The sequence below is a fragment of the Streptomyces sp. NBC_01433 genome (genome assembly GCF_026340105.1).
Lineage (GTDB): Bacteria > Actinomycetota > Actinomycetes > Streptomycetales > Streptomycetaceae > Streptomyces.
The window spans coordinates 22,505-43,308 of record NZ_JAPEPM010000001.1 but is presented as its reverse complement, the minus strand read 5'-3'; the positions used below and the strand labels follow the sequence as shown (position 1 = coordinate 43,308).

General features: G+C 72.1%; 14 protein-coding genes and 1 riboswitch. Of the genes, 11 read left to right on the top strand and 3 right to left on the bottom strand.

The features are described from left to right. Positions 1 to 128: 128 nt before the first annotated feature. Positions 129 to 1,490, bottom strand: coding sequence for a citrate synthase (locus tag OG413_RS00185; RefSeq protein ID WP_266802146.1), 1,362 nt, complete (start codon positions 1,488 to 1,490; stop codon positions 129 to 131). 132 nt (positions 1,491 to 1,622) lie between these two features. On the opposite strand from OG413_RS00185, the gene OG413_RS00180 reads away from it, so the two are divergent. Then, positions 1,623 to 2,786, top strand: coding sequence for a citrate synthase/methylcitrate synthase (locus tag OG413_RS00180; protein WP_266802144.1), 1,164 nt, complete (start codon positions 1,623 to 1,625; stop codon positions 2,784 to 2,786). 23 nt (positions 2,787 to 2,809) lie between these two features. Further along, on the top strand, positions 2,810 to 4,036 hold the full coding sequence (locus OG413_RS00175) for a GTP-binding protein (protein ID WP_266802142.1): 1,227 nt from the start codon (positions 2,810 to 2,812) through the stop codon (positions 4,034 to 4,036). Positions 4,037 to 4,110: 74 nt separating this feature from the next. Here the strand turns inward: OG413_RS00175 and OG413_RS00170 are convergent, their stop codons facing one another. After that, complete coding sequence (locus tag OG413_RS00170; RefSeq protein WP_266802140.1) at positions 4,111 to 6,564, bottom strand: DNA topoisomerase (ATP-hydrolyzing) subunit A; 2,454 nt, start codon at positions 6,562 to 6,564, stop codon at positions 4,111 to 4,113. Positions 6,565 to 6,822: 258 nt separating this feature from the next. On the opposite strand from OG413_RS00170, the gene OG413_RS00165 reads away from it, so the two are divergent. The 4 genes from OG413_RS00165 (at position 6,823) to OG413_RS00150 (ending at position 11,817) form a co-directional block, all read left to right on the top strand. Beyond that, complete coding sequence (locus tag OG413_RS00165) at positions 6,823 to 8,208, top strand: pitrilysin family protein (protein ID WP_266802138.1); 1,386 nt, start codon at positions 6,823 to 6,825, stop codon at positions 8,206 to 8,208. 26 nt (positions 8,209 to 8,234) lie between these two features. Beyond that, a complete protein-coding gene (locus OG413_RS00160; RefSeq protein WP_266809788.1) occupies positions 8,235 to 9,617 on the top strand; it encodes a pitrilysin family protein in 1,383 nt (460 codons plus the stop codon). Between the two features lie 221 nt (positions 9,618 to 9,838). Then, a riboswitch (cyclic di-AMP (ydaO/yuaA leader) is annotated at positions 9,839 to 10,005 on the top strand. A 12-nt stretch (positions 10,006 to 10,017) separates the two neighbouring features. Beyond that, on the top strand, positions 10,018 to 10,836 hold the full coding sequence (locus OG413_RS00155) for a M23 family metallopeptidase (protein WP_266802136.1): 819 nt from the start codon (positions 10,018 to 10,020) through the stop codon (positions 10,834 to 10,836). 273 nt (positions 10,837 to 11,109) lie between these two features. After that, entirely contained in the window at positions 11,110 to 11,817 is a 708-nt protein-coding gene (locus OG413_RS00150) for a GntR family transcriptional regulator (RefSeq protein ID WP_266802134.1), read from the top strand. Positions 11,818 to 12,005: 188 nt separating this feature from the next. On the opposite strand, the gene OG413_RS00145 is transcribed toward OG413_RS00150, so the two are convergent. Next, on the bottom strand, positions 12,006 to 12,287 hold the full coding sequence (locus tag OG413_RS00145) for an HPr family phosphocarrier protein (protein ID WP_018105371.1): 282 nt from the start codon (positions 12,285 to 12,287) through the stop codon (positions 12,006 to 12,008). Between the two features lie 160 nt (positions 12,288 to 12,447). Here OG413_RS00145 and OG413_RS00140 point away from each other — a divergent pair, with 160 nt between their 5' ends. The 5 genes from OG413_RS00140 (at position 12,448) to OG413_RS46845 (ending at position 20,754) form a co-directional block, all read left to right on the top strand. Next, positions 12,448 to 15,477 carry a GNAT family N-acetyltransferase gene (locus OG413_RS00140; RefSeq protein ID WP_266802131.1) on the top strand — a complete coding sequence of 1,010 codons (3,030 nt, stop codon included), beginning with the start codon at positions 12,448 to 12,450 and terminating at the stop codon, positions 15,475 to 15,477. An 88-nt stretch (positions 15,478 to 15,565) separates the two neighbouring features. Beyond that, positions 15,566 to 16,162 (top strand): DUF5998 family protein, encoded by a 597-nt coding sequence (locus OG413_RS00135; protein ID WP_266802129.1) that lies wholly within the window; start codon positions 15,566 to 15,568, stop codon positions 16,160 to 16,162. Then, the gene (locus OG413_RS00130; RefSeq protein ID WP_266802128.1) at positions 16,162 to 17,349 is read left to right on the top strand and encodes an alkaline phosphatase family protein; all 1,188 of its coding nucleotides are present in this window, start codon (positions 16,162 to 16,164) and stop codon (positions 17,347 to 17,349) included. Before OG413_RS00135 ends, OG413_RS00130 begins: the two co-directional genes overlap by 1 nt. 57 nt (positions 17,350 to 17,406) lie before the next feature. After that, positions 17,407 to 18,057 (top strand): thymidine kinase, encoded by a 651-nt coding sequence (locus OG413_RS00125; RefSeq protein WP_266802126.1) that lies wholly within the window; start codon positions 17,407 to 17,409, stop codon positions 18,055 to 18,057. 156 nt (positions 18,058 to 18,213) lie between these two features. Continuing rightward, positions 18,214 to 20,754, top strand: coding sequence for an MDR family MFS transporter (locus OG413_RS46845; protein WP_323137792.1), 2,541 nt, complete (start codon positions 18,214 to 18,216; stop codon positions 20,752 to 20,754). Positions 20,755 to 20,804: the final 50 nt, after the last annotated feature.

Below are 20,804 nucleotides of genomic sequence, written 5' to 3'. Positions count from 1 at the left end.
GACGCTTCGACGGACGGGCTCCGCACGGGCTCCGCACGGGCTCCGGACGGCCCCGGATGGCTTTGCTCCGGAAGGCTCCGGACGACTCCGGACGACTCCGGAAGGCTCCGGATGCCTTCGCCGTACGGCTATCGGGGCGGATGCTCCCCGTGATCTTCCCCGTGGGCCGGTGTGGGCAGCGGCTGCGGCGGGCGGGGGCCGCCGTACTGTCCACTGGGCCGCATCCGCAGCGGGCGTTCCGCGTACTCCTCCAGCGCGTGGGCGATCCAGCCCGCCGTACGGGACACCGCGAACACCGTCTCGCCCGCCTCCGCCGGCATGCCGCAGGAGACCGAGAGGACAGCGAGGGCCAGGTCGACATTGGCGTGCAGGGGGGTGTGCCGGGCTGTCGTGCTCACCACATCACGGGCCGCCGCCAGCGCGTCGGCCGCCTGTGGCACCTCCTCCAGCAGGGCGAACAGGGTCCGGCCGCGGGGGTCCTCACCCGTGTACAGCGGGTGTCCCAGCCCCGGCATCCGGCGGCCGGTCCGGAGATGATCGGCGACGACCGGGGCCGCGCCGCCCCGGTCCACGACCTCGGTCAGCATCCGGTGGGCCAGGCCGCTCGCGGCGCCGTGCAACGGCCCCTCCAGAACGCCGAGACCCGCGGAGACCACGGCGTACGGATGGGCGTGGGCGGACGCGGCAACCCGTGCGGCCAGTGTCGAGGCCGCCAGGTCGTGGTCGATCAGCAGAACCAGGGCCGTGTCCAGCACGGCGAGTGACGCCGGGTCGGCGGGCCGCGCGGTGAGCCTGGGCCACAGCCGCCGGGCGAGCGTGCCGGTGCCGTCCTCGTCCCGCTCGGCGTCCTCGTTCCGCTCGGCGTCCTCGCCGGGTTTCGCGCCCCCGATCACCGGAAGTGCGCCCACCAGGGTGGGAATCAGGCTGCGGGCGCTGCTGAGCACCGCGCGGGGCGACAGGTCGAACCGCAGCGGGTCCGCGGCCGCCGCGGCGATCACCGCCACCCGCAGCCGGTCCGTCGAGCCGCTGTGCGCGGGCAGCGCGCCGACCGCCCGGCGCGCCGCGACGAGCGCCTCGGCGGGTGCGTCGAAGCGCACCCCCGGCCGGAGCTCACCCGTCCACAGCCACTCGGCGACCTCCTCGTAGCCGTACTCCCGGGCCAGCTCGGTCGCGTCGACCCCGCGGAAGTAGTACCGGTCCTGCTCGATGAGGGTGATGCCGGTACGGAAGACGAGATCATTCCCGGCCGGTGTGTGCTCGCGCCGCCCCGTACGACGGACCAGGGCCTCGACCTCGGCGGCGTCGAACGTGCTGCCGCGCCCGCCGGGGGCGCGCACGCTGCTCAGCTGGCCCCTGCTGACGTACGCGTACACCGTTTCGGGCTTCACGCCCAGCAGTTCGGCGGTCTCCCGCGTGGTGAGCCGTCGCCCCCCGGCCGCGCCCTCCGGCTCGGAGCGGGAGCCGGAGGCGTGCGCTGCTTGATCCGTCATGGTGCCCACCGTATCCATGCATTTCTCGGCTTTCATCCATGCACATGCATTGATTCAATCAATATTGACAGAGTTTCAGTCAAGCATGGACAGTCGAATCAATATTCGGAGTCACGGAAAAGAGATCCTGAGATGCCGGCCACGAACCGCAGCACCGTCCCTCTCGACGTACCCCGCGGCCTCGCGGGCGTCGTCGTCACCGACACCGCCCTCGGCGACGTACGAGGGCGCGAAGGCTTCTACCACTACCGTCAGTACTCGGCGATCGAGCTGGCGCGGACCCGCAGCTTCGAGGACGTCTGGTACCTGATGTTCCACGGCGAGCTGCCCGACCGGGACACCCGCGCCGACTTCGCCGCCCGCACCGCGGCCCTTCGCCGACTGCCCGCCGAGGTGCGCGGGGCCCTGCCCGCCATCGCCCGCGCGGGCGCGGTCTCGGGCCCGCTCGCCGGACTGCGCACCGCGCTCTCCCTGCTCGGCGCCTCGGCCGGATTCCGCCCGGTGTACGACATCGGCGCCCCGAGCCGCCGCGACGACGCCCTCGCCGCCTGCGCCGCCGTACCCACCGTGCTCACCGCCCTGTACCGGCTCGGCCAGGGCCTCGAACCGGTGGAGCCGCGCGAGGACCTGCCCTACGCCGCGAACTACCTGTACATGCTCACCGGCGCGGAACCGGCCACCGCGCACGTCAGGGCGATCGAGCAGTACCTCATCTCCACCGTCGACCACGGCTTCAACGCCTCGACGTTCACCGGCCGGGTCGTCGCCTCCACCGGCGCCGACATGGCCGCCTGCCTGGTCGCCGCCGTCGGCGCGCTCTCCGGGCCGCTGCACGGCGGAGCGCCCAGCCGGGCCCTGGACACGCTGGACGCGATCGGCACCCCGGACCGAATCGACGGCTGGATCCGCGAACAGGTCCTCTCGGGGGCGCGCATCATGGGCTTCGGGCACCCCGTCTACCGCACCGAGGACCCCCGCTCCCGCATGCTGAGGGGCATCGCCCAGGGCTTCGGCGGACCGCTCGTCGACTTCGCCGTCGAGGTGGAACGGCAGGTGGAGGCCATCCTCGCCGAGCTCAAGCCGGGACGTGAACTGCACACCAATGTGGAGTTCTACGCCGGGGTCGTCATGGAGCTCTGCGGGCTGCCGCGCGAGATGTTCACCCCCACCTTCTGCGCGGCGCGTGTGGTCGGATGGAGCGCCAATATCCTGGAGCAGGCGGAGGACTCCAAGATCATCCGCCCGGCGGCCCGCTACGTCGGTACGCCCCCGCCGCAGCCGGTCCCGGCACCCTGACGACATTCCGAGGAAGGCCCCAGTTGACCCCGCCCCGCACCCCGCAGATCCCGGTCGTCGTCCTCGCGGGCTTCCTGGGATCCGGAAAGACCACGCTGCTCAACCACCTGCTCCGCAATCGGGCCGGCAATCGGATCGGTGTGATCGTCAATGACTTCGGGGCCATCGAGATCGACGCCATGACCGTCGCGGGGCAGGTCGGCTCGACGGTCTCGCTGGGCAACGGCTGTCTCTGCTGCGCCGTCGACGCGAGCGAACTCGACACCTTCCTGGAGACGCTGACCCGGCCCTCCGCCCGCCTCGATGTGATCGTCATCGAGGCGAGCGGCCTCGCCGAACCCCAGGAGCTCGTACGGATGCTGCTGGCCAGCGACAACCCGCACATCCTGTACGGGGGACTGGTCGAGGTCGTCGACGCCGCCGAGTTCGACCGGACCAGGGAACGTCACCCCGAGATCGACCGCCATCTCGCCGTCGCCGATCTCGTCGTGCTGAACAAGACCGACCGGGTGGACGGGGCGGAGCACGAGCGGCTGCGCGCGGAAGTCGCGGCCCTCGGCAGCCGGGCGGCCGTCATCTCCGCTGTTCACGGCCGGATCGACCCCGAGCTGCTCTTCGATCCCGCGGTGCGGCCGGACGCCGAGGAGAAGGCCCGTCAGCTCACCTTCGAGGATCTGCTCCTCGACGCGTGCGAGCCGGGGGAGGAGGGCCACGCGAGCCATCTGCACGCCGCGTACGAGAGCGTCGCCTTCACCTCCGACGAGCCGATGGACCCCCGCCGGTTCCTCGCGTTCCTCGACTCCAGGCCGGAGGGCCTCTACCGGATCAAGGGGTTCGCCGACTTCGGCGAGGGCGACCGGGCGAACACGTACGCCCTGCACGCGGTGGGCAGGTTCCTGCGCTTCGTTCCGCGGCCCTGGGCACGGGGCGAGCGGCGGCTCACCCAGCTGGTCCTGATCGGCTCGGGCATCGACGCCGAGTCCCTGCGCAAGGAACTCGCCGACTGCCGCGTACCCGGCGATCCGGGGAACGTCCCTCACGACGCCCGGGACGCCTCACCGGGCGCCGAGCCGCACGACGCGCATCACGGTGTCCCTCACGACGCCCGGCAGGACGCGTCGCACGACGACGCCTCGCGCATCGCGTCCCAGGATCACGCTGACCGTGAGCGCCAGGAGCGTCAGGAGTACCACGAGCGCGGCATGTGGGGCGTCCTGAGGTACGTACAACAGCCGGCCGACGCGGACTGAGGACTGTCCCGCAATCCCTGGCGGGCCAAGGGATTGCGGGACAGCCCTCAGCACGTAGCCCGGCCGCCGGGCCGTTACACCGGCCCGGCGATCACCGCCACCGGCTGGAGCAGCGGTGTGCCCGAACCGTCGCGTCGCGGATCCGGCGCGGGCAGCCGCGCCGGGGTGCCGTTCTTCTGGGCGGCCCGCGCCGGGACCGCACCCGCCCAGGCGAACACCAGGACGTCCTCACCCTTCAGGAAGCGCTGGCAGCGCACCCCTCCCGTCGCCCGGCCCTTGCGCGGGTACTGGTCGAACGGGGTGAGCTTCGACGTCAGTTCCGAATCGTCCAGCGTGCCGTGCGACCCGGCGACCGTGAACACCACCGCGTCCGCCGCGGGGTCCACCGCGGCGAACGAGAGCACCTGAGCCCCCGCGGTGAGCTTGACGCCCGCCATGCCTCCGGCCGCCCGGCCCTGCGGGCGCACCTGCGCCGCCGGGTAGCGCAGCAACTGCGCGTCGGAGGTGATGAAGACCAGGTCCTCCTCGCCCGTACGCAGCTCCGTCGCGCCCACGACGCGGTCACCGTCCTTGAGGGAGATGACCTCCAACTCGTCCTTGTTGGCCGGGTAGTCGGGCACCACCCGCTTCACCACGCCCTGGAGTGTGCCGATCGCCAGGCCCGGCGCGGACTCGTCCAGCGTGGTGAGGCAGATCAGCTCCTCGCCCGTCTCCAGGGTGAGGAACTCCGAGATCTGTGCCCCGCCCGAGAGGTTGGGGGCCGCGTGGGTGTCCGGCAGCCGGGGCAGATCGATCACCGCGATCCGCAGCAGCCGCCCGGTCGACGTCACCGCGCCCACCTCGCCGCGGGCCGTGGCCGGGACGGCCGACACGATCACGTCGTGCTTGGCACGCTTGGCGTCCTCCGCCACCACGATCGGATCGCCGTTGGCCGTACGGGCCAGCAGGCCGGTCGAGGAGAGCAGCACCCGGCACGGGTCGTCCGCGACCTCCAGCGGTACGGCGGCGACCTGTGAGCCCGCGGACTCCAGCAGCACCGTGCGCCGGTCCGTGCCGAACTTCTTCGCCACCGCGGCCAGCTCGGAGGAGACGAGCCTGCGCAGCTCCGTGTCGGACTCCAGGATCGCGGTCAGCGCGTCGATCTCGCTGGTGAGCCGGTCGCGCTCGCTCTCCAGCTCGATCCGGTCGAACCGGGTGAGCCGGCGCAGCGGGGTGTCCAGGATGTACTGCGTCTGGATCTCGCTGAGCGAGAAGCGCTCCATGAGGCGCTCCTTCGCCTGCGCCGAGTTGTCGCTGTCCCGGATGAGCCGGATGACCTCGTCGATGTCGAGCAGCGCGACGAGCAGGCCCTCGACCAGATGCAGCCGGTCGCGGCGCTTGGCACGGCGGAACTCGCTGCGTCGGCGGACCACCTCGAAGCGGTGGTCGAGGTAGACCTCCAGCAGCTCCTTGAGCCCCAGGGTCAGCGGCTGGCCGTCGACCAGTGCCACGTTGTTGATGCCGAAGGACTCCTCCATCGGCGTCAGCTTGTAGAGCTGCTCCAGCACGGCTTCCGGCACGAAGCCGTTCTTCACCTCGATGACCAGGCGCAGGCCGTGGGCACGGTCGGTGAGGTCCTTGACGTCCGCGATGCCCTGGAGCTTCTTCGCCGAGACCAGGTCCTTGATCTTGGCGATCACCTTCTCCGGGCCGACGGTGAAGGGCAGTTCGGTGACGACCAGGCCCTTGCGGCGCGCCGTCACATCCTCCACGGCGACGGTCGCGCGGATCTTGAACGTGCCGCGTCCCGCGGCGTACGCGTCCTTGATGCCTCCGAGGCCCACGATCCGGCCGCCGGTCGGCAGGTCGGGACCGGGGACGAACCGCATCAGCGTTTCCAGGTCGGCGGCCGGGTGCTTGATGAGGTGGCGGGCGGCGGCGATTACCTCGCCCAGGTTGTGCGGGGGCATGTTGGTGGCCATGCCGACCGCGATCCCGGACGCGCCATTGACCAGGAGATTGGGGTAGGCGGCCGGGAGGACGACCGGCTCCCGCTCCTGGCCGTCGTAGTTCGACTGAAAATCGACGGTGTCCTCGTCGATCGACTCCGTCATCAATGACGTGGCGTCGGCCATCCGGCACTCGGTGTAACGCATGGCGGCCGGCGGGTCGTCGTTGCCGAGCGAGCCGAAGTTGCCGTGTCCGTCGACGAGGGGGAGCCGCATCGAGAACGGCTGGGCCATGCGCACCAGGGCGTCGTAGATCGACGCGTCGCCGTGCGGGTGCAACTTACCCATGACTTCGCCGACCACGCGGGCGCACTTCACATAGCCGCGGTCGGGGCGCAGTCCCATCTCGTTCATCTGGGACACGATGCGGCGGTGCACGGGCTTCATGCCGTCACGGGCGTCGGGCAGGGCCCTGGAGTAGATCACCGAGTACGCGTACTCGAGGAAGGAGCCCTGCATTTCGTCGACGACGTCGATGTCGAGGATTTTCTCCTCGAAGTCGTCCGGCGGCGGCGGGGTCTTCGTGCTACGGCGGGCCATCGCGGCTGCGACTCCTTCACAGATTCTGTTCGGGCAACCTGAGGTTCTGACGCGGACCATTGTGGACCGCCGCACTGACAACGCCGACCTCGACCCGTCCGAAGCGGTCCGAAGAGGTCCGCCGGGGCCCGCCGAGGGGCCGCTTGCGGCAGCATCTACGACAACATCGACGGAACGGGAACTTCGCCAGGTGTCGGTGCGCTTGCTTACAGTGGCAGGTCTCGCAGGAAATCCAGTATCGCGATCGAAGGGACGTACATGCCCATGGGTCACACGGCCACAGCACAGGCCGGCTCCGGCGGCTTGACAGCGACCGAGCACCGCCTGGCCAACGGTCTGCGTGTGGTGCTCTCGGAGGACCATCTGACCCCGGTCGCCGCGGTCTGCCTCTGGTACGACGTCGGTTCGCGCCACGAGGTCAAGGGACGCACCGGCCTGGCTCACCTTTTCGAGCACTTGATGTTCCAGGGCTCGGGCCAGGTCAAGGGGAACGGGCACTTCGAGCTCGTGCAGGGGGCCGGTGGCTCGCTCAACGGGACGACCAGCTTCGAGCGGACCAACTACTTCGAGACCATGCCCACCCACCAGGTGGAGCTGGCTCTCTGGCTGGAAGCCGACCGGATGGGCTCGCTCCTCGCCGCGCTCGACGAGGAGTCCATGGAGAACCAGCGCGACGTCGTGAAGAACGAACGGCGTCAGCGTTACGACAACGTGCCCTACGGCACCGCGTTCGAGAAGCTGACCGCCCTCGCGTACCCGGAGGGCCACCCGTACCACCACACGCCGATCGGCTCGATGGCCGACCTGGACGCCGCGACCCTCGAAGACGCGCGTACGTTCTTCCGTACGTACTACGCCCCGAACAACGCGGTGCTCTCCGTGGTCGGCGACATCGACCCCGAGCAGACGCTCGCCTGGATCGAGAAGTACTTCGGCTCCATCCCGTCCCACGACGGCAAGCAGCCGCCGCGCGACGGCACGCTGCCCGACGTGATCGGTGAGCAGCTGCGCGAAGTGGTGCAGGAGGAGGTCCCGGCGCGTGCGCTGATGGCCGCCTACCGGCTGCCGCACGACGGCACGCGCGCGTGCGACGCCGCGGATCTGGCGCTGACCGTGCTGGGCGGGGGCGAGTCCTCCCGGCTGCACAACCGGCTGGTCCGCCGTGACCGTACGGCGGTGGCGGCCGGGTTCGGGCTGCTGAGGCTCTCCGGCGCGCCCTCGCTGGGCTGGCTGGACGTCAAGACGTCCGGTGGCGTCGAGGTGCCGCAGATCGAGGCCGCGGTGGACGAGGAGCTGGCCCGGTTCGCCGCCGAGGGCCCCACGCCCGAGGAAATGGAACGGGCCCAGGCCCAGTTGGAGCGCGAGTGGCTGGACCGGCTCGGTACGGTCGCGGGCCGCGCCGATGAACTGTGCCGGTACGCCGTGCTGTTCGGCGACCCGCAGCTCGCCCTGACCGCCGTGCAGCGCGTGCTGGACGTCACCGCGGAGGAGGTCCGGGTCGCCGCCGAAGCGGCCCTGCGCCCCGACAACCGGGCGGTCCTGGTCTATGAGCCGGTCGAGCCGGCGGACGAGGCCGCGGCCGACGCCCCGGAGGCCGCCGAGGCCGCCGAGGGCACCGACGCGCCCGAGGGAGCGGACAAGTGAGCGACGCCGCCGTGACTGGAGTAGCCATGGAGTACCACCCGCAGCCCACCCCCGGCGTGGCGCGGCCCTGGGCGTTTCCCGCCCCCGAGCGCGGCGCCCTGCCCAACGGGCTGACCGTGCTGCGATGCCACCGGCCCGGCCAGCAGGTCGTCGCCGTGGAGATCTTCCTGGACGCCCCGCTGGACGCCGAGCCCGAGGGCCTGGACGGGGTGGCCACGATCATGTCGCGGGCGCTCTCCGAGGGCACGGACAAGCACAGTGCCGAGGAGTTCGCCGCCGAGCTGGAGCGCTGTGGCGCCACCCTCGACGCGCACGCCGACCACCCCGGCGTCCGGGTCTCCCTGGAGGTTCCGGCCTCCCGGCTGGCCAAGGCGCTCGGCCTGGTCGCCGAAGCGCTGCGGGCCCCGGCCTTCGCCGAGAGCGAGATCGAGCGTCTCGTCGGCAACCGGCTGGACGAGATCCCGCACGAGCAGGCCAACCCCGCCCGGCGCGCCGCCAAGCAGCTCTCGAAGGAGCTCTTCCCGGCGACGGCGCGGATGTCGCGCCCGCGTCTGGGCACCGAGGAGACGGTGCGGCGGATCGACGCCGCGGCCGTGCGCGCCTTCTACGACGCGCACATCCGCCCGTCCACCGCGACGGCCGTGATCGTCGGCGACCTCACCGGGATCGATGTGGACGCCCTGCTCGCCGACACCCTCGGCGACTGGTCCGGGAACACCGCCCAGCCCCGGCCGGTGCCGCCGATCACCGCCGACGACACCGGCCGTGTGGTCATCGTGGACCGCCCCGGTGCGGTGCAGACGCAGCTGCTCATCGGCCGGATCGGCGCCGACCGGCACGACAGCGTCTGGCCCGCCCAGGTGCTGGGCACCTACTGCCTGGGCGGCACCCTCACCTCCCGGCTGGACCGGGTGCTGCGCGAGGAGAAGGGCTACACCTACGGGGTCCGGGCCTTCGGACAGGTCCTGCGCTCGACGGCTCCCGACTCGTCCTCCGGGGCCGAGGGCGCCGCGATGCTGGCGATCAGCGGCTCGGTGGACACCGAGTCCACCGGCCCGGCGCTGGGTGACCTCTGGACGGTCCTGAAGACCCTGGCCGCCGACGGACTGACGGATGCCGAGCGCGAGACGGCCGTGCAGAACCTGGTGGGGGTGGCCCCGCTGAAGTTCGAGACCGCCGCCTCGGTCGCCGGCACGCTGGCCGACCAGGTCGAGCAGCACCTCCCGGACGACTACCAGGCCCACCTGTACGCCCGCCTCGCCGAGACGGGCACGGTGGAGGCGACGGCCGCCGTGGTCAACGCGTTCCCGGTGGACCGGCTGGTGACGGTCCTCGTGGGGGACGCGGCACAGATCGAGGAGCCCGTGCGGGCACTCGGCATCGGTGAGGTGTCGGTCGTCAGCGGCTGATCGGTCTGTTTCCGCTGCCGCGAAACGGCACAAGAGGGACCCCGGCGTGATCCATATCGCCGGGGTCTTCCCTTTTTTCTCATTCGTCCGCATTTTGGGGGAGGTTGCCTGTCTGTCCTGTGGGATGTGCGACAAAACCGGCTGCCCGTTTGGTGAGGGAAAGTGGCCCGGCTTAGCGTCGGCTCCGCTGTCCGTCACCCGTATGCCGCGTCCGCGGCGCCGGGCAGCCATCGCCGAGTCCCCGTCGGGCGCGAGCCTGGGGAGCCGGGGACCCAAGAAGTCCCTGGGGTGAATCGGATGCCGGGTCCCGTACGGGACCCCGGTGTCCGTAGGAGACCTTCCTGCTCCGAACCCGTCAGCTAACCCGGTAGGCGAGAAGGAAGGAAAGGATCAGCCCTCCATGGCGTTCACCCGTGTCACCGGGAAGCACCGTGCCCCGAACCGCCTGACGCGCAAGCGTGCCCAGGTCGTCGGCGTCGCGGCTCTGGCCACCACCGGCGTCATCGGCGGTATGGCCACCCCGGCCCTCGCCGCGGACTCCGAGGCCCCCACCGTCAGCGACACCGGCCTCACCCAGATCATCGCCATCGACGCGACCCTCGCCGACCGGATCGACGCCCAGGCGAAGGTCCAGGAGCACCAGGCCGAAGTGGCCGCGCGGGCGAAGGCCGAGGCGGAGGCGGAAGCCAAGGTGAAGGCCGCCGCCAAGGCCAAGGCGAAGGCGGAGGCCGAGCGCAAGGCCGAGGCCCGCGCCAAGGAGGCACGCGAGGACAAGGCGCGCGCCGCCCGCGCCGCCGAGCGCACCCGGCTGACGTCCTTCCACCTTCCGGTCGCCGGTTCGTACGTCTCCACCGGCTACAAGTCCAGCGGTTCGCTCTGGTCGTCCGGCAGCCACTCCGGCGTGGACTTCCACGCGGCCTCCGGCACCTCCGTCGTCGCGGTCGGCGCCGGCACGGTCGTCGAGGCCGGCTGGGGTGGCGCGTACGGCAACAACATCGTGCTCCGGATGACGGACGGCACGTACACCCAGTACGGCCACCTCTCCTCGATCGGCGTCTCCGTCGGCCAGAGCGTCACCTCCGGCCAGCGGATCGGCCTCTCCGGCTCCACCGGCAACTCCACCGGACCGCACCTGCACTTCGAGGCGCGGACCACCGCCGAGTACGGCTCCGACATGGACCCGGTCGCCTACCTGCGCGCACACGGCCTCAACGTCTGACCCACGCTTCTCAGGGGGTGTCCCATGGGTACCCCTGACCCGAAGGCCCCGGCTTCCCGCCGGGGCCTTCGGCGATCCGCCCGCCGAGCCGTCGTCGGTCCCTCGACCGAACCCTGATCGAAGCCACGGCCGAACCCGCCGCCGAACCACTCCATGGCCAAAAGATATCCCTGAATTCCGGCCTGCCATCGGAAATTCCGGCCGACTGCCTTAGAGTCGCAGAACAGGCGTCGATCGGCCGCGTTTCGCGGGGATTAAGGCGGAGGTTCGGATATGCGCATTCCCGCGCATTCGGTATGCACGGCAATCCGTGAGGACATCGTCTCCGGTGTCTTCGAGCGTGGCAGCCGCCTCACCGAGGAGGTGCTCGCGCGTCGCTACGGGGTCTCCCGGGTCCCGGTCCGCGAGGCGCTGCGCACCCTGGAGTCCGAGGGGTTCGTCGTCACCCGCCGGCACGCCGGCGCCTGTGTTGCCGAGCCCACCGAGCAGGAGGCCGCAGACCTTCTGGAGGTCCGGATGCTCCTGGAGCCGCTCGGTGCCGCACGTGCCGCCCAGCGACGCAGCGACGCCCACCTCAAGGTGCTGCGCGGCCTGGTCAGGCTGGGTCAGGAGCGGGCCCGCCGGGGCGAGGGCGAGGATCTGCGCTCACTGGGCGGCTGGTTCCACGAGACCCTCGCGCAGGCATCCGGCAGCCCCGGCCTCATCGCGCTCCTCACCCAGCTCCGGCGCAAGACCGCCTGGATGTACGCCGTCGAGCAGCCCGCCCGGCCCGTCGACTCCTGGGCCGAGCACGGAGCCATCGTGGACGCCGTGGCACGCGGCGACGCGGAACGGGCCAGGGCGCTCGCCGTCCAGCACGCGGAGCGGGCCGTCGCCGCGCACCGGCTGCGCCGCACGGACCGCGCGGGCGGCCGCATGGCGGGCCGCGGCCGGGTGAGCACTTCGCAACACGGCGTAAACATCGCAAGTGCCCGGCATTAACAATTGCGCCGTATACAAAGGGGAGTAATTCCGAAGGGCTTTATCTCCGCTGCCCGAAATTTCCGCTGCCCGAAATTCTTGCTGCCGGATTCGACGGTGCGGGTGGCGGTGAAGACGAAAGAGCCGCGGCGCCCTGTCGGGGGCCGCGGCTCTTTCGAGGAATGAAGCCATTCTGTTCCGAGGAGGAATCAGACGGTCTCGGGGAGCTCCTCAAGACCTTCGGCGACCAGCTTCGCCAGACGGTCCAGGGCGGCCTCGGCGTTGTCGGCGTCGGACGCGAGCACGATCTCCTCGCCGCCCTGTGCGCCCAGACCGAGCACGGCGAGCATGGAGGCGGCGTTCACCGGGTTGCCGTCGGCCTTGGCGATCGTCACGGGGACGCCGGAAGCCGTGGCGGCACGGACGAAGATGGAAGCGGGGCGGGCGTGCAGGCCCTCGGCCCAACCGACGTTTACGCGGCGCTCAGCCATGGTTCTGCCCTTCACGAATCAATGGTTGTCTAGACCAGTCTCTCATGCAGTATGCGGTGCTGTGCCTGACCTCCGGCACCGCCGTGCCGCCGGTCGGCCTCCCCAGACTGCCCCGGCCCCGATCCCTCCGCGACCGGTGTGTCAGCCGTACGCTTTGCCCATGCACCCCACGCCGGAGCAGAGTCCGCATCACGCGTACCCCGACCACTGGGAAGCGGACGTGGTGCTCCGCGACGGTGGCACCGCGCGTATCAGGCCCATCACCACGGACGATGCCGAGCGGCTGGTCAGCTTCTACGAGCAGGTCTCCGACGAGTCGAAGTACTACCGCTTCTTCGCCCCGTACCCGCGCCTCTCCGACAAGGACGTGCACCGCTTCACCCATCACGACTACGTCGACCGGGTGGGACTCGCCGTCACGATCGGCGGTGAGTTCATCGCGACCGTCCGCTACGACCGGATCAACGAACAGGGCAGGCCCGCCTCCGCGCCCGCCGACGAGGCCGAGGTCGCCTTCCTGGTCCAGGACGCCCACCAGGGCCGCGGGGTGGCCTCGGCGCTCCTCGAACACATCGCGGCGGTCGCCCGCGAGCGCGGCATCCGCCGCTTCGCCGCCGAGGTGCTGCCCGCCAACAACAAGATGATCAAGGTGTTCCGGGACGCCGGGTACACCCAGCAGCGCAGCTTCGAGGACGGCTCCGTCCATCTCACCCTCGACCTCGAACCCACCGCCGAGTCCCTCGCCGTCCAGCGCGGCCGCGAACAGCGGGCCGAGGCGCGGTCGGTGCAGCGGCTGCTCGCCCCCGGCTCCGTCGCCGTCATCGGCACCGGCCGCACCCCCGGCGGAGTGGGCCGCACCGTCCTGCGCAACCTCCTCGGCTCCGGCTACACGGGGCGCGCGTACGCGGTCAACCGGGCATTCGCCGACGACATGACGACGCTCGACGGCGTCCCCGCGCACCGCTCCGTCGGCGAGATCGAGGAGCGGGTCGACGTCGCGGTCATCGCCGTCCCCGCCCACCGCGTGCCCGAGGTCGTCGCGGACTGCGGCGAACACGGAGTCCGCGGACTCGTGGTGCTCTCCGCCGGATACGCCGAGCGGGGCGCCGAGGGCCGCGAGCTCCAGCGCGAACTGGTCCGGCAGGCCCGCTCGTACGGGATGCGGATCATCGGCCCGAACGCGTTCGGCATCATCAACACCTCCGAGGCCGTCCGGCTGAACGCCTCCCTCGCCCCCGAGTCGCCCGCCCCCGGCCGGATCGGCCTGTTCACCCAGTCCGGCGCGATCGGGATCGCCCTGCTCGCCGGCCTCCACCGGCGCGGCGCGGGGCTCTCCACATTCATCTCCGCGGGGAACCGGGCCGATGTCTCCGGGAACGACTTCCTCCAGTACTGGTACGAGGACCAGGACACCGACGTCGCCCTGCTGTACCTCGAATCGATCGGCAACCCCCGCAAGTTCACCCGGCTCGCCCGGCGGACCGCGGCCGTGAAGCCCGTCGTCGTCGTGAAGGGCGCCCGGCACAGCGGCTCCACACCGCCCGGCCACGCCGTGCCGGTCAGCCGCATCCCCGACGCCACGGTCTCCGCGCTGATGCGCCAGGCGGGCGTCATCCGGGTCGACACGGTGACCGAGATGGTCGACGCGGGGCTGCTCCTCGCCGACCAGCCGCTCCCGGCGGGCCCCCGGGTCGCGATCCTCGGCAACTCGGAATCCCTCGGACTCCTCACGTACGACGCCTGCCTCGCCGAGGGGCTGCGCCCCCGTCCGCCCCTCGACCTCACCACGGCGGCGGGCCCGCAGGACTTCCAGGACGCGCTGGCCGAGGCGCTCGCCGACCAGACGTGCGACGCCGTGATCGTGACCGCGATCCCCTGGGTCGGGGAGAACGGCGAGGCCGAGACGGGCGACGGCGAGGTGCTGGCCGAGGCCCTGCACCGGGCCGCGGCCGGTGGCCCCGCCAAGCCGGTGGCCGTGGTCCACGTGGAGATCGGCGGGCTGGCCGAGGCCCTGGCCGCCGCCAGCAGCACGGTGGCCCGGACCCGCCCCAGGGCGACGGCGTCCGGCGGCGGGTCCGGGACAGGGCCCGCGAACGGACCGGCCTCCGCCGGTACGACCTCCGCCGCCGCCCTTCCCGCACCGCACACCGCCCGCCCCACCGCGGCAACGAGCACATCCGCACCCTCATCCCCGGACACACCCGCACCCTCATCCCCTTCCGCATCCTCAGCCGCCCCCGCCCCCGCCCCCGCCCCCGCCCCCGCCCCCGCCCCGGACCTGGACCCCGACTCCGCCCCCGCCCGCCCCCGCGCCGGCCGGATCCCCGCCTACCCCGCCGCCGAACGAGCCGTGCGCGCCCTCGCCGAAGCCGTGAAGTACGCGCAGTGGCGGCGCCAGGCGGCCGTACCCGGCAAGGTGCCCGAGTTCCTCGACGACACCATCGACGAGCCCGGTGCCGCGGGCCTGATCGACGCACTGCTCGGCCCCGCCCCCGACCCGCGCGGCCGGCCGCTCACCCACGACGAGGCCCGTGAACTGCTCGGCCGCTACGGCATCACCGTCCCGCCGACGCTCCCCGCCCGTGACCCGGAGTCCGCCGTCGCCGCGGCGGCCCGGCTCGGCTACCCGGTGGCGCTGAAGACCACCGCTCCCCATCTGCGCCACCGCGCCGACCTCGGCGGTGTCCGCCTCGACCTCGCGAGCGAGAGCGCGCTGCGCCGCGCGTACGGCGAACTGACCGATCTGCTCGGCAAGCCCGCCGAACTCCAGCCCGTCGTCCAGGCCATGGCGCCACGCGGCGTGGACACCGTCGTCCGCGCCGCGATCGACGCGGCCGCCGGGGCCGTCCTCTCCTTCGGCCTGGCCGGCGCGCCCTCCGAACTGCTCGGCGACACCGCCCACCGCCTCCTGCCGGTCACCGACCGCGACGCCGCCGAGCTGATCCGGTCCATCAAGGCGGCCCCGGTGCTCTTCGGCTGGCGCGGTGCGGCGCCCGTCGACACCGCGGCGCTCGAAGAGCTGCTGCTCCGGGTGTCCCGCCTGGTCGATGACCACCCGGAGGTGGTCTCCGTCGCGCTCGAACCGGTCGTGGTCGCCACCCAGGGGCTGAGCGTGCTGGGCGCGAGCGTCCGCCTCGCCCCGCCCCCCGCCCGTACCGACCGCGGCCCGCGCCGCCTCCCCAGCTACTGACCGGGGCCGCCCGGCCCGCCTCCCCGGCCCTCACCGACCCGCCCCACGGCGTCCCCGGCAGCCATCAGCCCCCCGTAGGATGGTCCGTATGGCAAAGACCGGTACGACGACCCAGGGGCTGCGCGCGGCGATCGAGCGCAGCGGCTACTACCCGGCCCTCGTGGCCGAGGCGGTGGAGGCCGCCGTCGGCGGAGAGCCGGTCGCTTCGTACCTGGTCCACCAGGAGACCACCTTCGACTCCAACGAAGTGCGCCGCCATGTCACGGTCCTGGTCCTGACGGAGAACCGGTTCATCGTCAGCCACACCGACGAGCAGGCCGCCGACACCAGCTCCCCGACGCCGTACGCCACCACGTCCACCGAGTCGGTCAAGCTCGACCGGATCTCGTCGGTCGTGGTCAGCCGGGTGGTGGCCAACCCCGAGAAGTACGTACCGGGCACGCTGCCCCGCGAGGTCGTCCTCACCATCGGCTGGGGAGCCGTCTCCCGGATCGATCTGGAGCCCGCCGCCTGCGGTGACCCCAACTGCGAGGCGGACCACGGCTACACCGGCAGTTCCACCGCCGACGACCTGAGCCTGCGCGTCAGCGAGGCCGGTGACGGTCCGGACGCCGTCCGGCAGACCCTCGCCTTCGCCCAGTCGCTCTCCGAGGCCACGGCCGCCACCGCGGCGACCGGCCACTGATGGCCCAGCCGGCCTGGCAGGACCCTGTCCCGCTCGCTCTCGACACCGCGCCCGTACCCGAGTACGGCAGTGGCTCGCTCGCCGATCTGCTGCCGACCCTCGCCGCGGGCCAGGGCGTACCCGGCCTCGCCGCGACGATTCCCGAGCTGACGCCGGCCGATCGCAACTGCGTCTTCCTGATCGACGGCCTCGGCTGGGAACAGATCAAGGCACACCCGGACGAGGCCCCCTTCCTGCACTCCCTGCTGCCGACCTCGCGCGGCGGCACCGGCCGCCCGATCACCGCGGGATTCCCGGCGACCACCGCCACCTCGCTCGCCTCGGTGGGTACGGGGCTGCCGCCCGGTGAGCACGGCCTTCCCGGATACACCGCGCGCAATCCCGAGACCGGCGAGCTGATGAACCAGCTCCGCTGGAAGCCGTGGACCGCGCCGAAGGTCTGGCAGCCGTACCCCACCGTCTTCCGGCTCGCCGACGCCGCGGGTGTGCGCACCGCCCAGGTCTCCGCGCCCACGTTCGAGCAGACCCCGCTCACCAAGGTCGCGCTCAGCGGCGGCTCGTTCCTCGGCCGGCTCAGCGGCGAGGACCGGATGGACGTGGCCGCCGAACGGCTCGCCGCCGGGGACCGCTCGCTCGTCTACACGTACTACAGCGAGGTCGACGGCAAGGGGCACCGGTTCGGTGTCGACTCCGATGCCTGGCGCGGCCAGCTGATGTACGTCGACGGGCTCGCCCAGCGCCTGGCCGAGCAGCTCCCGCCCCGCTCGGCCCTGTACATCACCGCCGACCACGGCATGATCGACATACCGTTCGACGAACAGTCCCGGATCGATTTCGACGAGGACTGGGAACTGCGCGCGGGCGTCGCCCTGCTCGGCGGCGAGGGCCGGGCGCGTCATGTGTACGCGGTCCCCGGGGCCGAGGCGGATGTGCTGACGGTCTGGCGCGAAGTGCTCGGCGAGCAGTTCTGGGTGGCGGGCCGGGACGAGGCGATCGCGGCCGGCTGGTTCGGACCGCGGATCGACGAGCGGGTGTACGGCCGCATCGGCGACGTGGTCGCCGCCGCCCATGACGATGTGGTGATCACCGCGTCGGTCAACGAGCCGCACGAGTCCGCGATGGTCGGCATGCACGGCTCGATGACCCCCGTCGAACAGCTGGTCCCGCTCCTCGAAGTACGCTCGTAACCGCGTTTTCCGTTCTCCCGGCCGCCCGGCCACCCTCCGAAAGGTGCTCGACCCCTCATGCCCGAGCTTGTGTTCTTCTCCGGAACTATGGACTGCGGAAAGAGCACGCTGGCCCTCCAGATCGGTCACAACCGGTCGGCTCGCGGGCTCCAGGGCGTCATCTTCACTCGCGACGACCGGGCGGGGGAGGGCAAGCTCTCGTCCCGGCTGGGCCTGGTGACGGAGGCGGTCGAGGCGACCGAGGGCATGGACCTGTACGCGTATCTGGTCGCGCAGTTGTCCCAGGGCGGCAAGGCGGACTACGTGATCGTGGACGAGGCGCAGTTCCTCGCACCGGAGCAGATCGACCAGCTGGCCCGGGTCGTCGACGATCTCGGCCTGGACGTCTTCGCCTTCGGCATCAGGACCGACTTCCGCACGAAGCTGTTCCCGGGGTCCCAGCGGCTGATCGAGCTGGCGGACCGGATCGAGCAGCTTCAGGTGGAGGCCCTGTGCTGGTGCGGCGACCGCGCTACGCACAACGCCCGTACGGTGGACGGGGAGATGGTCGTCGAGGGCGCCCAGGTCGTGGTCGGCGACGTCAACCGCCCGGCCGAGGAGATCGGTTACGAGGTGCTCTGCCGCCGCCATCACTACCGGCGCATGACCAGCGCCGCGGCCCATGCGGGCGCGCTCTCCCCGGACGTCCTCCCGGTCAACCACGCCTGAGGCGGTCCCGGGCCGTGCCCGGGAAGGCACCGGTCGTCGCGGATCGCGCGGCACCGCGGTGGAACCCGGAGGCCTTCGCCGCTTCCCGGTGGCAGGGAGGGGCACGATTCGCCTGATGAGCCCACCATCGTTGGATAGTTGGGCTATCTTTCTCCCGTGAATCAGCTGATCGCCGAAGATCCGGTCCGCATAGGCCCCTACCGCCTGATCGCCCGGCTGGGCGAGGGAGGCATGGGCCTGGTCTATCTGGGCCGTTCCGAGGGCGGGCGCACCGTGGCCGTGAAAGTGGTGCAGGCCGAGTACGCCGGGGACCCCGAGTTCCGCAGGCGCTTCGCCCGTGAAGTGGCCGCCGCGCGGCGGGTGGGCGGGAGTTGGACGGCGGCCGTGCTCGACGCCGACCCCGAGGCCGCCGTTCCCTGGGTGGCGACCCAGTACATCCCGGGGCCCGACCTCCACACCGTGGTCGCCAAGGACTTCGGGCCATTGCCCGAGTATTCGGTCCACACCCTCGCCAACCGCCTCGCCCTCGCCCTGCGGGCCGTGCACGAGGCGGGTCTGATCCATCGTGACCTCAAGCCGTCGAACGTCCTCGTCACCGTCGACGGCCCCCGCGTCATCGACTTCGGCATCGCGCGGGCGATGGACCGGCTGGCCGGGGACAGCCTGCACACCCGCACCGGCATGCTGATCGGCTCCCCGGGCTTCATGTCGCCGGAACAGGTGCGCGGACTTGAACTCACCCCCGCCAGCGACGTGTTCTGCCTGGGTGCCGTCCTCGTCCACGCCGCCACCGGGCGCCTCCTCTTCGGCGCCACGGACACCGGCCTGAACGCCCACCTCTTCCGGATCGCGGAGGAGGAGGCGGACCTGACCGGCGTACCGGAGTCGCTGGTCGATCTCGTACGCGCATGTCTGGAGAAGGACCCGGCCAAGAGGCCCACCCCTCAGCAGGTGGCCGCCCGCACGGCCGAGGATCAGGCCGCGGAATGGCTGCCGGGCGCCGTGCTGGCACAACTCGGCCGCCATGCAGCCCAGTTGCTGGACTTCGCCCCGGAAGCCGTCGCCGCAGGCCCTGCCGGGACACCTGTCGTACAACCGGCCGCCCCTGTCCCGCCCGCGCGGCCCCAACCGCTGCCCGCGCCGCCCGCGTACGCCCCGACGGCCCCGGCGCACGTCGTCCCCGCACAGGCGTTCGGGCCGCCCCCGGGCCCGCCTCCCGGCGCCTGGTCCGCATACCCGCCCCCGGCCCCTCTTCAGGACTCGGCGTCCCCGCACCCCAGGCGCTGGTGGGGACTGGTGGTGGCCGCCCTGGCCCAGCTGATGGTGCTGATCGACGCGACGGCCTTCAACATGGCGGTGCCGTCCGTCCAGGCCGATCTCGGCATTCCCCTCAGCGGGCTGAGCGTGATGTCCACCGTGTATGTGCTCGCCTTCGGCGGCCTGATGCTGCTCGGCGGGCACATCACGGACCTCGCGGGACGCCGACTCACCTTGATCATCGGCCTGGCCGGATTCGCGGTCGCCTCCGCGCTCGGCGGCTCGGCCGCCGATTCCAGCATGCTGATCTGGGCCCGCGCCCTCCAGGGCGCCTTCGGCGCGGTGCTCACACCGGCCGCGCTGGCCCTGGTGACCACCGGCTTCACCGACCCGAAGGAACGCGGCAGAGCCTTCGGGGTCTACGCCGTGATCAGCGGCGGCGGCTCGGCGCTCGGCCTGCTCATGGGCGGCTGGCTCGTGGAGAACCTGACCTGGCGGCTGTCCCTGTACGCCGCCGTCCCCCTCGCCGTGGCCGCCCTGATCGGTGCGCTCACGCTGCCGCACGACCGACCGGGCCGCACGGGAGCACGTTTCGACGCACTCGGGGTGCTGCTCGGCACCGGCGGACTCGCCGCCCTCACCTACGGCCTCATCGAGGCCGAGCCCCGCGACCGGACCGACCCCCTGATCCTGGTCCTGCTCGCGGCGGGCGTCGTCCTGCTCGTGGCCTACCTGTGGCGGCGGACCACGACATCACGCCCCTCCCTCTCGCCGTCCACCGTCGAAGACCGCGACCGGATCGGCTGCTTCCTCGTCATGCTCCTGGCCGGCCTCGGCGTCACCGCCTCGTTCGCCACCCTGGACTTCTATCTGCGGAACGTCCTCGGCTACTCCCCGGCCGCGGCGGGGGTGGCCTTCCTGCCCATGGTCGCCGCCCTCGTCATCGGCGCCACCCAGGTCGCCGCCCGGCTGCTGCCCCGCGTCGCGCCCCGCATCCTGATCGTGGCGGGCCTGGCGACCGCGGCTCTCGGACTGCTGCTCCTGACCGGCCTGGAGACCGACGGCGCGTACGCGACCCAGGCGCTGCCCGGCATGGTCCTCACCGGCTTCGGTACCGGCCTGGCCTTCATGCCGGTCTTCGCCACCGCGACCGCCGCTGTCGCCCCGGAGCACTCCGGCGCGGCCTCGGCGACCATCACCGCGGCTCAGCACGTGGGCGGCGCGATCGGCGTGGCACTGCTCACCGGCGCCCTCGCCGTACGCCTGCGCCCTGGCGCGTCATGGTCGCCCGAGCAGCTCGCCGGAGAGCTGCTCGGCCGCCACACCGGCACCCTCTGGTGGGCCGTCGGCGGCATGCTGCTCGCGGGCCTGCTCGCCGGTCTGCTGGTCACCGCGAAGTCGCCCGGCGGCGACGGACCGCCGGTACACACGGCAGGCTGACGGGGCGGCCCCCGGCCCCCGGCCCCCGGCCCCCGGCCCCCGGCCGCCGG